11 protein-coding genes are annotated in these 12,224 nt (G+C 47.7%); 2 read left to right on the top strand and 9 right to left on the bottom strand.

Annotated elements, in window-relative coordinates; all coding sequences use genetic code 11:
* Positions 1-294: a contact-dependent growth inhibition system immunity protein gene (locus SP99_RS04420; protein ID WP_047957834.1), complete on the top strand. Its 294-nt coding sequence runs from the start codon at positions 1-3 to the stop codon at positions 292-294.
* Between the two features lie 65 nt (positions 295-359).
* Here the strand turns inward: SP99_RS04420 and catA are convergent, their stop codons facing one another.
* The 9 genes from catA to SP99_RS04470 form a co-directional block, all read right to left on the bottom strand.
* Positions 360-1,037 carry a type A chloramphenicol O-acetyltransferase gene (catA, locus tag SP99_RS04425; RefSeq protein ID WP_047957835.1) on the bottom strand — a complete coding sequence of 226 codons (678 nt, stop codon included), beginning with the start codon at positions 1,035-1,037 and terminating at the stop codon, positions 360-362.
* 62 nt (positions 1,038-1,099) lie between these two features.
* A complete protein-coding gene (locus tag SP99_RS04430) occupies positions 1,100-3,031 on the bottom strand; it encodes a GGDEF domain-containing phosphodiesterase (RefSeq protein WP_047957836.1) in 1,932 nt (643 codons plus the stop codon).
* A 17-nt stretch (positions 3,032-3,048) separates the two neighbouring features.
* Positions 3,049-3,543 (bottom strand): putative pterin-binding protein, encoded by a 495-nt coding sequence (locus SP99_RS04435; protein WP_025756248.1) that lies wholly within the window; start codon positions 3,541-3,543, stop codon positions 3,049-3,051.
* Positions 3,544-3,944: 401 nt separating this feature from the next.
* Positions 3,945-4,532, bottom strand: coding sequence for a cytochrome b (locus SP99_RS04440; protein WP_047957837.1), 588 nt, complete (start codon positions 4,530-4,532; stop codon positions 3,945-3,947).
* Positions 4,529-5,602 (bottom strand): catalase family peroxidase, encoded by a 1,074-nt coding sequence (locus tag SP99_RS04445; RefSeq protein ID WP_047957838.1) that lies wholly within the window; start codon positions 5,600-5,602, stop codon positions 4,529-4,531. The genes SP99_RS04440 and SP99_RS04445 overlap by 4 nt, the downstream gene beginning before the upstream one ends.
* A gap of 161 nt (positions 5,603-5,763) precedes the next feature.
* Complete coding sequence (locus SP99_RS04450) at positions 5,764-6,375, bottom strand: flavin reductase family protein (RefSeq protein WP_047957839.1); 612 nt, start codon at positions 6,373-6,375, stop codon at positions 5,764-5,766.
* Positions 6,376-7,048: 673 nt separating this feature from the next.
* Complete coding sequence (locus SP99_RS04460; RefSeq protein WP_047957841.1) at positions 7,049-8,593, bottom strand: DHA2 family efflux MFS transporter permease subunit; 1,545 nt, start codon at positions 8,591-8,593, stop codon at positions 7,049-7,051.
* A gap of 13 nt (positions 8,594-8,606) precedes the next feature.
* A complete protein-coding gene (locus tag SP99_RS04465; protein ID WP_045286823.1) occupies positions 8,607-9,749 on the bottom strand; it encodes an HlyD/EmrA/EmrK family protein in 1,143 nt (380 codons plus the stop codon).
* Between the two features lie 52 nt (positions 9,750-9,801).
* Entirely contained in the window at positions 9,802-11,286 is a 1,485-nt protein-coding gene (locus tag SP99_RS04470) for an efflux transporter outer membrane subunit (protein ID WP_072060255.1), read from the bottom strand.
* Between the two features lie 188 nt (positions 11,287-11,474).
* Here SP99_RS04470 and SP99_RS04475 point away from each other — a divergent pair, with 188 nt between their 5' ends.
* Positions 11,475-12,119 carry a TetR/AcrR family transcriptional regulator gene (locus tag SP99_RS04475; protein WP_045286822.1) on the top strand — a complete coding sequence of 215 codons (645 nt, stop codon included), beginning with the start codon at positions 11,475-11,477 and terminating at the stop codon, positions 12,117-12,119.
* The last annotated feature ends 105 nt before the right edge of the window (positions 12,120-12,224 follow it).

Below are 12,224 nucleotides of genomic sequence, written 5' to 3' on the forward strand. Positions count from 1 at the left end.
ATGCAAAGCTTTTATCATCTTGATCAGCTGATTCAGGGTTATTTTAATCAGGATCATGACCTCATCAATGAGGGGGAAGATACCATTGAGGGCACCATTAATCTGTATAAAAAAACAGCCCCCGGTTGGATGCTAAAAGCGTTAGCCGAAGAAGTTGATACTTTTATTGAGTGTAATAAAGGCAGGCTGGATGATGAGTTCAAAATGCGATATGGATTTGATTTTTCACCTGAGCTGTGGGACGCGACCCCTTTCGATTTTCTGATGACAGTGCGCAGGCTAGCCATTGCTTAGCATAGATGTCTGGCAGACTTAATGCTCAATCCCGACCAAAAGAAACCATCACGACTTCTTACGCATCATGCGTTATGTTCTTCTGACAGCTCCGGTAACCCATCACACATCTCCTGCAACTCATTAAACATCCTTGCCACATGGAAACCATCGCACACCGAGTGATGGACCTGCACCGCCATAGGCAACAACACTTTCCCATCCTGTTCGTAGTATTTTCCAAACGTGAACATAGGTGAAAAGAAGTTCTTCATATGCGCAATGTTCATATTAAAGTTGGTAAAGGTTACCCACGGAATAGACGATACGAAAAAGACATTTTCCCGGGACTCTTCCTTAGGCCAGTAGGAAAGGTTATTGCCATAGCGCGCCGTATCTTCTGCATACGTGTTCTGGAAGTGTTGCATATTGCCATCGTAGTGGCTCCACAATGACGAAAAGGTCTCCGTTTCGGGATGGAAAATGGTATAGCTGGGATGAATTTCATTCCATACGACAAGCTCATTGTCCTTCATAGCCATACGGAACTCAGGATGCCGGTTCATGATTTTAGAGAGGAGGAAAATAATAGTGGGGTAAAACTTCCAGCCAACCGTTTTAATATGTTTTCGCAGTACGGTAATGTCGATCAGAACCGTTTGGTTGATGGTACATTCAGCAAACGACTGAAAAACTTCAAAATGCTCCTTCCTTGCCCAACGAGATAAATCAACAGGCGTATATTCCGGGACGGTGTTTTTCATTTTTTAACCTTTGATTCGCTGTCATCTAAATGGTGTTGGGCCAGAAGCAACCGCAAGCCATTTCAACCGCATCTAATCTTTCTGTCAATCTCCGGCTGTGGTTTTCCAAACAGGTATCCCTGCACCAGATCGCAGCCAAGTGCCTGAAGACGTTCAAGCTGCGCTTCGGTTTCTACACCTTCGGCAATCACGCTCATATTCAGGCTCTTCGCCATACCGGTAATCAGTTTGACGATATTAAGCGCATCATCTTGCGTGGATATCGGATTCACAAAGGATTTGTCTATTTTGATTTTATCAAAATTAAGCTCACTCAATCTGGAGAGCGACGAATATCCCGTTCCGAAATCATCGATGGAAATTTTCACCCCCAGCGAACGCAGCTTTTTCAGAATCGTAATCGGCATCGTGCTGTCACTGAAGAGCGAAGACTCTGTCACCTCCAGCTCAAGCCGGTTAGCCGGTAACCCTGTCTCTTTCAGGATGGTTTGCACCATCGTCGTAAACGATTTATTACCCAACTGGATAGGTGAGACGTTCACCGAGATCCTTGCCGGAACCGCCCAGGAGACCGCTTCCCGGCAGGCAAGCTCAAGCACAATTTTGCCGATCGCGTTGATCATCCCGGTTTTTTCAGCAACAGAGATAAAGTAATCAGGCGACAGCATCCCTTTTACCGGGTGCATCCAGCGAATAAGCGCCTCGTAGCCGTAAATGTCATTGCTGAATGAATCGACAATCGGCTGGTAATAAACCACAAACTCATTGTGATCGAGCGCCAGTGCCATGTCATGTTCAAGGGTTCTGCTCTCCTGCAATTTTTGCATCATCCACTGGCGGAAGACTTTTATCTGCTGGGAACCGGCTTTTTTCGCTTCGTAGAGGGCCAGGTCGGCAAATTTATACAGAAAGTCAGAGCGTCGTTCATTATCCGATAAAACGATACCCACGCAGGTCGCAATTTTTATCAGCTGGTTATTAATCGTATAGGGCTGGCTGATCTGATCGCTGATTTCTTTGGCGCGCGAAATGGCCGCGTTTTCGGTCAAACCACTGGACAGAAGGGCAAATTCGTCGCCGCCCAACCGGTAAAACGTATCAGAAGCGCTACTCATTGAGGTGAGACGTCGGGATACCTGGTTCAACAGTAAATCGCCGGTATCATGGCCATAGGTGTCGTTGACCTCTTTGAACCGGTCTAAATCAAATAACATCACCGTGACAGGCGTATGGTTTTTATCCGCCTGAAGATTAATTTTGTTGAGATCGTCCCAGAAGAACAGACGGTTTTTCATACCGGTGAGGGAATCATGATAAACATCATATTCCAGCTTCGCATTCTGAATTTGCAGTGTTTCTTTTGATATCTGGAGTTCGTCAGCCAGGCTTTTAACCTGCATGTGCGCTTTGAGAATATTTTTATTCTGGTAGATCATTAAAAAACCAAGAATAAAACTTAGGATCACCAGCAGCAATGAAAGCGCGGAATAAATATAGTAAAGGATCTGTATTTTTGTGTTAGATTCATTAACCGTGTTAATATCTTTTGTTAATGCAGTGGCAGAAAGCTGGCTGAGCGGTGCATCGAGCTCATGCATATTTTTCAGGTAGGCCTGTAACTCGGCATGGCTCATGTTTTCAAGATGACTATCCAGATAATTCAGTATATTTTCTAAGCGTAAAGCGAGCTCCTGATGCGTTTTATCGCTGTCAATGTAGCGACCTAAATCACCCCCCTTCATTAAATCGCCCTGACTGAGCATAATTTCAAGACGCATGCGGACCTGGTCTATCGTAACGTCATCGGTATCGGTTGCGTACAGACCAAGCCATGATTCAAAGCGGTAATACTCGGATACCAGTTGAGCCACGGACCAGGACTCGGTGTATTGAGTCAGTTTTTGCAATTCCTGCTGGCGATCGTAAACAAGGAATGCAATATATCCTGTCGTGATAAAAAGAGAAAAAATGATACCAACCAGTATCCTGTTCATTATGTTCTCCTGAACTGCTATTCAATCTTCATTTTGCTAACCTGCCATGCTGAACGCGAGTAATAAATCTGATTATTCAACTCAGGAAGACTGTCATAGGGGTATACAATGAATGATGGACCTTTATCGCGGATGCGCATATATTCGCCATTCACCTTCAAAGCAAGTATGGCGTTGTATTTTTTAAAGTCGCTGAGAGGGATGACGGTTGAGTAATCATTGAGCGCAATAACATTAATGTTAGTACCCTTTGCACCCACATAATCCATGAGTTTACGCATCGGAACCCCCTCAAACTTAGTTCGACCATTATACCAGGGGGAGGTCGTCTCAAAGCTTACCATGCCCAGTTTTTCAAGGCTGGCGAGATCAAACACTGCTTTTCCATTTTCATTGGTATTTTCTATATTACCGTAAATCGTTAAAATGGGTTTACCAACAGGTTTTGGCAGTTCGCCTGCCCAGGTTACACTCTGTACCAGACAGCATAACAGCAGTAAGGTTAATCGCATTTCGGCCTCCACCTTTTTAACAGAAGTATAAGAATTATAATTTAGATATCACACGAGTTGATATATTTTGTTGGTGAGCAAGGGTTTTTATCGTTTTTATTGATGTAAACTCATCTTTATCAACGAGTTAGGTGTTTCTGTTGGCAGGGTGTTTGTTATGCGAGCGCCGCTTAACGTTTTGATAAAAGCATAAATTGCGGGCGGAAATGCTCTTCTGTTTAAAAAATGATCACTTTATTTGATTGATATTATCTTCCACCACAAGAGCGGTGGGGTATCCGTGGCTTTTTTGGGGCGCGAATTTGAAGACAAAATACGCGCCCCGGTTGAATCTGCCGTTTCAGGATGACGATTAGCGAGGACACGCGCATTCCGGGTGTGCTTGTCCAGAACCGCTTTCCTTACTTCAGATCTTCCCGGACGGCTGATGCCGACTTGTTTCCTTTCGCCATGCTGGCAAAAACGGTATCCCGGTAGATCCACGCATGCACTAATGCGGCAGAGAGATGGACCAGCACCACCGCAAAAAGTAATTTTGCCAGAAGACTATGGGCGTCGTGGCACCACGCATACAGTGCCGGACTGGCTGGAACAATCGGAGGCAGGTTGAAACCGTCAAACATCACGATCGGCACGCCCGCCGCCGAAAGCTGTGCCCAGCCCAGCAGCGGCATTGCCAGCATTAACGCGTACAGCACCCAGTGAGACGCCTTCGCTGCAAGCACCTGCCAGACGGGCAAATCCGCAGGCAGAGGAGGCGTGCGGCTCAGGAGTCGGTTGACCAGACGAACCAGTGCCAGCAGTAAAATGGCGATACCCAGTGGCCGGTGCAGGTCGATCAACCAAATCCGATGATGTAACGACGTCATCATGGCGGCACCAATGAAAAGCATCGCCAGGATCATAACCGCCATCAGCCAGTGCAGGCTTCGCGCCAGGGTATTGAAATGCTGTGGGGCGTGCTCGCGCAGACGTTTATTCGTGCTCATTTTACCTCCTGCTTTTGCACGGCTTCGGTGGCTTTGCCGTAGCCAATTTCCCGCTCACGGCGACTGAAGGAGTGTGAGTAAGCGGCCGATCGCGCGTTTAAGACGGGATCATCCGTCACCGCAACGCCCGCCGGAACGATAGAGGGATCAAAGTTAACGTCGCGGCACGCGCCCACGGATTGCGCTTCGACACGCGTCACTTCCAGCGTGCCGGCCACCATCTGCTTGCGATTATCCGGCCAGGGCCGGGAAGGGTCATCCACCGGATCGCCCGGCTGCGCGAGCTGCAAAACGTAGTCCCAGTAGAGTGGTTTCTGTGCCAGGCGCTGGCGCAGGCTTTCGAACAGGAAATTATCATCCGCTTTCTTTCGCTGTTCATCGCTCAGGGAGAAGAACGGATCGTGCGGACGCATCATCCAGCGCACAGGTTGTCGCTCCCCTTGCGCGTTCACAAGGTAGAAAGAGTTGATGCTGTAAAACGTCGCCCCGGCGAAGCTGCCGGGGGCGGGTTTCTGCGCCGCCCATTTAAGGTATTTCTCAGCCTCCGGGTAGGCTTTCAAAAAGTCCGCGAGACGCTGCGGGTCCGGCTTGCCGGTGGCCGCATCAACTGCCGTGGCCTGGCGCAAGGCCAGAAATCCTTCCGGGTTGCGGGTGGCGAAGTAAGGTTCGTTATTCATCGCCATCCGCCATTGTTGCTTGTCATCCGTTTTCAGCAACAGCGCCATGCTCAGGGTTTTGGTTGTACTATCCGGGGCGTGAGGATCGCCAGTACCAATTGAGAATCGGCCCACTACGGGGATTTCCGGCTGAGAAAAGAGGCGGGAGGTGGACAGAGAAACCGCTGAGCCGTTTGGCACAAAGGTGCCGGCAAAGCAGATGCCTTTGCCATGCGCACGGCGAAAGCCCGGCGGAAAGGGTTTTGGTGTTTCACTCACCAGTGCCTGGCTGACCGTGCGTGACCCAAGCCAGCCCGCAGTCCATGCAAAAGCCGATGCCAGCGTACCGGCGACTACAGCGATCGATGCCAGGGCGCCCCAGGTTTTTTTGGACCTCAAATCCAGTTTCGACATAGACGTTTTTCCATAAAAATTATCATCACCTGCCATGCACAATATGTTGTGCGTGGCAGGCGATAATACAGTGGCGAATATGACTCGATTATATGAGGCCAGGGGCATAAAGACAGAATATCACGAAAAGTTTAAAACTTTCCGTTGCCAGAATGGTGGGGTTACTCATCACATCGGAAGTTATGACCAAGCCGGGCGCCCAGAGAGAAATAGTGACGAAACAGGTAATATAAGGGCTGCCATTTCTCCACATTAAATTTTAACCCTTTCCCGGTGTGAATTAATAACGTCTCGGAAATGTGAACGCAGGTTATCGTGGCATCAACGGATACCAGGCTTCCCCGGGAACCGGCAAGGGGCGATATCCCGCAAACCGTAGCTTCTATTTGTATCGGACACTCCTTAATTCTCAATGCGTTAACCGTCTCCGCCTTTACTTTGTGAAACTTTCCGCAGCTAAACTTATCCTGTTCAAAAATATACCCCATCTTTTTCTTCCATTCTGGTGGTGAGGCTTTTCCTGTTTTATTGGCGAGCGCTTCAATATTCGGCCATAAGAGGCTGTCCGGAATATTGAGAACAATACCCGTATTATCCTTTATATTTTCATAACACTTTCCGTCGGTACCAAGTCCGAATACGATATTCTGATCAAGGATCCACCACGACGAGATCGGGCTCAGGTTGGTTGAACCGTCAGGATTTTGGCTGGAGATAATGGCGACAGGGGTACCAAAATATAAAGAGGCAAAATCGACTTGCTGGGTTTTCATTTTATCATCCTCTGATTAACAAAGGCCCAGTCTAAGTGGTGCAGACGTAGTTTACTTCGGTGAAGCGTGAAGTAAATGGCATCTTCAGTCACGTCTCTCGTGAACGCGTCCAGACTGCGTTTTTTATGCGATGGCAGAAAATGTAAATAACAAAGCGGAGAGGGTGTGAGATATTATCGATGAGATCGTCAGTTTACGGTTTCAATCTGTGTCTGAATAATTGCCTGATTTGGGATGCTTCTTCCACTGGGAAGCATCCATTTTTTTCTCTCCCTCGGTCTGATATTTTTCCTGACATATCAAAATTATGTTCACTCACCTGATGCGTTTAAAGCAGGAACCCCGTCAACCATGTTCTGTCAGGATGATTTTCAGGTAATTGTTCAAGGATATGAATTAGCGTATTTTGGTTTGCCTGGTCGCTGTTAATAAATCTAAAAAAATTGCTGTCACACCTGCTTCTGAGATGTTGTATTTTATGAAATTCTGTTTTTCTCAAGAAAGCACGCTCTAACCAGGTAAACTTGTTTATCTCTCTTTCCAGAAATTTCATCTCAGATATTGAAAGAAATATTTTCTTATACAGAAGATCCCGATTGTAAGGTGTTTGTGATGTGTGGCTCATCAAAGTTTCTCTTTTACTTGATACTCACGTCCTTGTGCTGAGTAGATATTAATGCCCTACAGAAGCGGCATCGACGACGCGAGAAGGTTTCGGTGCTAAAGCAATCGCAAATGCAGCAATAAAAAATATGACACCAATCGACATCATTAGATCATTGGTGGAAAGCATCATGCTCTGGCTGTTAACCATTTTGTCAAAAAGCTCCCGAACAAACTGTCCGCCTTGCTGAGGCGCCGAGTTGATGTACTGTGAAAGATCGCCAGTCGGATCAACAACGGATGCCAGCTTGTCATGCGCGATATAGCGCTGGTCTTGCCATGACGTCGTCACGAGCGATGTGGCAAACGCACCTGATAACGTTCGAACAAAGTTCATTAACCCCGCCGCTGATGGCATTTCCGTTTCATCTACCGAACCCATTGCAAGGCCCGTAATCGGGACATAGTACAATGGCATACCAACGCCCATGAATAACAGGGGGACACAGATGGACCAGTAGTCCATATCGGTTGTCGCGTAGGAGCGCCAGAAGGTGTCGAGACCGAGCCAGGCGCAGCCAAAGAAGATAAGAATGCGCGGATCGATTTTGTTGGAAAGGTTAGCGGCAACCGGAGAAAAAACCACCTGCAGAAGTCCACCCCAGGCCACCACAATCCCAGCCCATGTTGTTGTATATCCTAAGTTATATTGTAACCACAGCGGCGTAAGTACGTTCAGACCAAAAAAACAGCCAAACGCGAGAGCGAGGACAAACATACTGGCAGAAAAACCACGATGGCGAAAAACTCTGATATCGACAATCGGATGTTCAGCCGTGAGCTCCCAGATACAGAAACTCAGAAATCCAATACAGGCGACAATCGCCAGAACCCATATTTCGTCTGAGGCAAACCAGTCAAGGTCTTTCCCTTCATCAAGCATAATCTGCAGTGCGCCAACCCAGATAACCAATAAAATAAACCCAACAATATCAATGGAGTTATTAACCAGCGTATCTTCGAATATCTTTAATATTGACCACGCGACTAACGCAAAAGCGATGGCCATTGGAACGTTGATGATAAACACCCACGACCAGCTGTAATGATCGCAAATCCATCCTCCCAGAACCGGGCCGATGACGGGGGCCAGCAATGTTGTCATCGCCCAGAGACCCGTCGCCTGCATAGATTTTTCTTTAGGGAAGATCCGCAGCAGTAATGTTTGTGATAAAGCCATCAGGGGGCCGCCTGCCATTCCCTGAAAAACACGCATTAGCAGTAGCATTCCCAGCGAGGTGGACAGGCCACAAAGCAACGAGAAAATACCAAACATCAACACCGAAACGGAGAAAACGCGCACGCCGCCGAACCGGGTTGTTAACCATCCTGAGAGCGGCACCGTTATGGCTTCAGCAACGGCATAGGCCGTGATGATCCAGGTGCCCTGGCTGGTTCCCGCACCTAAGGCGCCAGCCATGTTGGGTTGAGTCACGTTTGCAATGGTCATGTTGAGCACGGCTAAAAAGTTCGCCATAGCCAGGACCAGAGCACCAATCCATAACATTCCGCCTTTTAGCGAAGGAGGCTCTTTATCGATAACGAATGTAGACATGGCCTGGTTTCCGTTATTCACTTTTTAAGTCAACAGTCGCTTTCATGGACAGCCCTACCCGCAACGGATGGGCTGCAAGCTCATCGGCATTGAGTTTGATGCGTACGGGTAAACGCTGAACAACCTTGATCCAGTTACCCGTCGCGTTTTGCGCTGGAATAACTGAAAACGCTGCGCCAGTTCCACCATCAAAGCCTTCTACGGTTCCATGGAAAGGGACCTTATCGCCATACAGATCGCTTATTAGTTCCACTTTCTGACCTTCTTTCACATGCTGAAGCTGAACTTCCTTGAAGTTTGCATTGACGTGAATTTGCTGTACCGGTACCACGGACAGTAACGGTGTGGAAGGTTGTACACGTTGCCCAAGCTCAACCTGGCGTCGTGCAACCACGCCATCGACTGGCGAACGGATCACGGTTCTTTCCAGATCCAGTCTGGCTTGATCGCGCTTCGCCCTTGCAAGTGCAACTTCCGGGTTGGTCTCGGTATTCGCATCCTCAATCATTACGGCATTGGCCTGTCTTGCCCCCACTGCCGCTTGTCTCGCTGCGTCAGCTTGCGCCACAGCCGCTTTCGCGGCATTCAGGTTTGCCAGTGCGGAAGCATAAACGTTTTGAATACGCGTCAGTTCGTCACCTGAAATCGCACCTGTCTGCATTAATGCTTCGCGTCGCTTAAGGTCGACAGTTGCGCGCTGTAAGTCAGCGTTTGCGGCATCAACCTGGGCCAACAGGCGTTTTTGTTCTTTTTCATTCGCCAAAACTTCTGCGCCAAGCTTTGTATCATTGGCCTTATATCCATTTACCCGCCGGATAGACAGGTTCAGGTTTGCTTCAGCCTGACTCAGGGCTAACTCTGCATCAGTCGGATCCAGTTGGACCAGAACATCGCCTTTTTTTACCACCTGCGAATCGGTCACCAGGATGGCGCTTACCGTACCGGTAATTGCGGAAGAGAGTTGTGCAGATTCGACATCGGTATAGGCATTATCGGTCTCAACATATCGGGAACCCACTAACTCCCAATAAATAAATGAGCCAGTACCAGCAAGCGCAATACTTAATGCAAGATAAGAGAACAGACGTTTTCTTTTTTTCTTTTTAATATCTGACGTTTCAATGTTTTGACTGTCAATAGCTGCAGAGTGACTCATTTTATTTCCTTTGTTTCCACTATTTGGTAATGAAGTTGATGTTTGAAAATGACTATTTATTCGAGGTATATCCGCCGCCTAATGCGCGCGCTAATGCGACATCGACAGTGAAGGCGCGAGAATTTACATCGGCTAATTTTCTGCGGGCCGCGACCAGCTCATCTTCTGAAGACAAGACATCGAGATAATCAGCGACCTTTCCTTCATATCGTTGTCTGGTGAGTGAATACGCTTTTTCTGCTGACGTGACGGCACTTCGGGAATAAAGTATCTCGTCTTTAAGAGATGCTCTGCTGGTCAGCGCATCGCTCACTTCCCGAAGTGCATTCGTTAAGGTGTCGTTATAAACCTGAACCGCAATGTCATATTCACCGCTGGCATATTTCAAATCACCCTGAAGCTTTTGCGTGTTAAATATAGGCAACGATATGGCCGGACCAAAACTACCTATTGCTGAGCCACTTTGGGTTAAGTTGTTAATGCCTAAAGACTGGAAACCGGCAAAGGCAACCAGATTCACGCTGGGGTAAAAACCGGCTTTTTTTTGTTTGATTTGCTCTGCTGCTGCCTCTGCGCGTAAGCGTGCAGCGACAATATCCGGACGTCGACCAATCAGATCTAAAGCGATATTGGGCGGAAGTTCCTCATGCGCTAATAGCGTTGCTTTGGGTGCGGTTATTGCCAGCGCCCTGTCTGGCCCGTCACCGATCAATGACGCGAGGGCATGTTTTTTGATCGCAATGGCTTCATCTATCGCCACCAGGTTTGCTTTTGCGTTGAGTTGACGCGTCTCGACCTGTTGAAGGCTGGATAAATCCTCAAGCCCCGCGTCATGTCGTTGCCGGAACAACGCAAGCGTACTGGTTCGTATAGCGAGAGTATCGTTAAGCGTTTCGCGAACGGTGTATAAATGCGCCAGCTCTGCGTAAACGTTAACAATAGACGAAGAGAGCACCAGTCTTGTTTGTGCAGCTTCTGCAACGGCCGCCATTTCGCCTGACGTTGCAGCCGCGAGCGCGGCGCGGTTTTTACCCCAAAAATCAATTTCCCAGCTCATGTCAAGTGTGGTACGCCCGTAGCTGTTCCAGTTTTGAGGCGTTGCGCTTTCAGGCGTCACATAGTTGTAACTCATTTTGTCCCGAATAAAGCTGGCGTTGGCGGTGACTTCAGGGAAAAGCGATCCGCTCGCACTTTGCGTCATTGCTTGTGCTTGTTTTACGCGCGTTTCGGCGATGTTAAGGGTAGGGGAATTTTTAAGCGCGTCATCAATCAGCCCGTTGAGCTGCTCGTCACCGTATTTCTTCCACCAGTCATCTTTCGGCCACTGGCCGTTCTGGTGCGGGAAGCTTTGATCGCTTTTAAGTTGTGTGACCGTCTTCATAAGCGGTGGGGTGCCAAGATCGGGGATTATGGCGCATCCGCTCATACTGATGGCGGAAATGACAACACAACCCATCACTATGCTGGACCGGGTTAAACCGGAAATACGACACCCCGGGAGTGTCTCCTGGAAACCTTTCATCAGTACGCTCGTCATGCTGTTCATTGAGTAGTCCAAATACAGTACCGTACAGTACGGTACACTTTATATCTTGACTTCTGAGCGCCGTCAAATGAAAATGTACTCGTCAGTACGATTACGAACCCTACTATCTGACGTGATTCCGAAATCAGAGAACAAAAAGTGTTGGCCCCGGCCAGACACCTAAACTAACGAGGAAACATATGGATAAAAGAGCGCTTAAACGGCAACAGATTCTGGAGGTTGCATCCGGACTGTTTCGACAAAAAGGATTTGATGCCACGTCTATCTCAGAGATTAACGCGATTGTGGGTGGCTCAAAATCGACAATTTACAGTCACTTTTCTTCGAAAGAAGAGCTATTTGTAGAGTGCATGTCTTCAGAAACTGAACAGTATATAAAGAGCATGACTATTGAAACTGCAGGGCAGGTGCGCCTTTTCAGAAAATCACCACAGCTTGTCATCGAGCAATTTGCTGTTGCCTTTTTACGTTATATTTGCTCTCCGGATATTGTGGATTTGCAAAGATTAATGATTTCCGAGGCCGGAAGATCGGGTATCGGAGAGTTATATTATGCGCGAATGCAAAAACTGCGTTCAAATGTTTCAGCGCTGTTTACCGATTTAATGAATCAAAACATCTTAAGAAAAGATGATCCTGTGCTGGCGGCTGAGTATTTTCGTTCTCTTCTCCAGGCTGACATACTGGAACCCTTGCTTTTAAAAGCAAGAAAAGATCAGCCTGACGAAAGTGAAATCGTCAGGAAAGCGCAGGCCTCCGTTAATGCGTTTATGAAACTGTATGGTCCAGAGAAAAATGAGGGTGTTGCAAGTACATCCTTCTAAAATACAGTAAGCGTTCTTTCACCCTATTCTTAGGGTGATTTTTCTTTCAGGAAATATTTATTTTCAATTGTCATGGGATGACTTTGCCAGCGGCCTTCTTGTAAA

The organism is Enterobacter sp. BIDMC92 (assembly GCF_001030225.1).
Taxonomy (GTDB): domain Bacteria; phylum Pseudomonadota; class Gammaproteobacteria; order Enterobacterales; family Enterobacteriaceae; genus Enterobacter; species Enterobacter sichuanensis.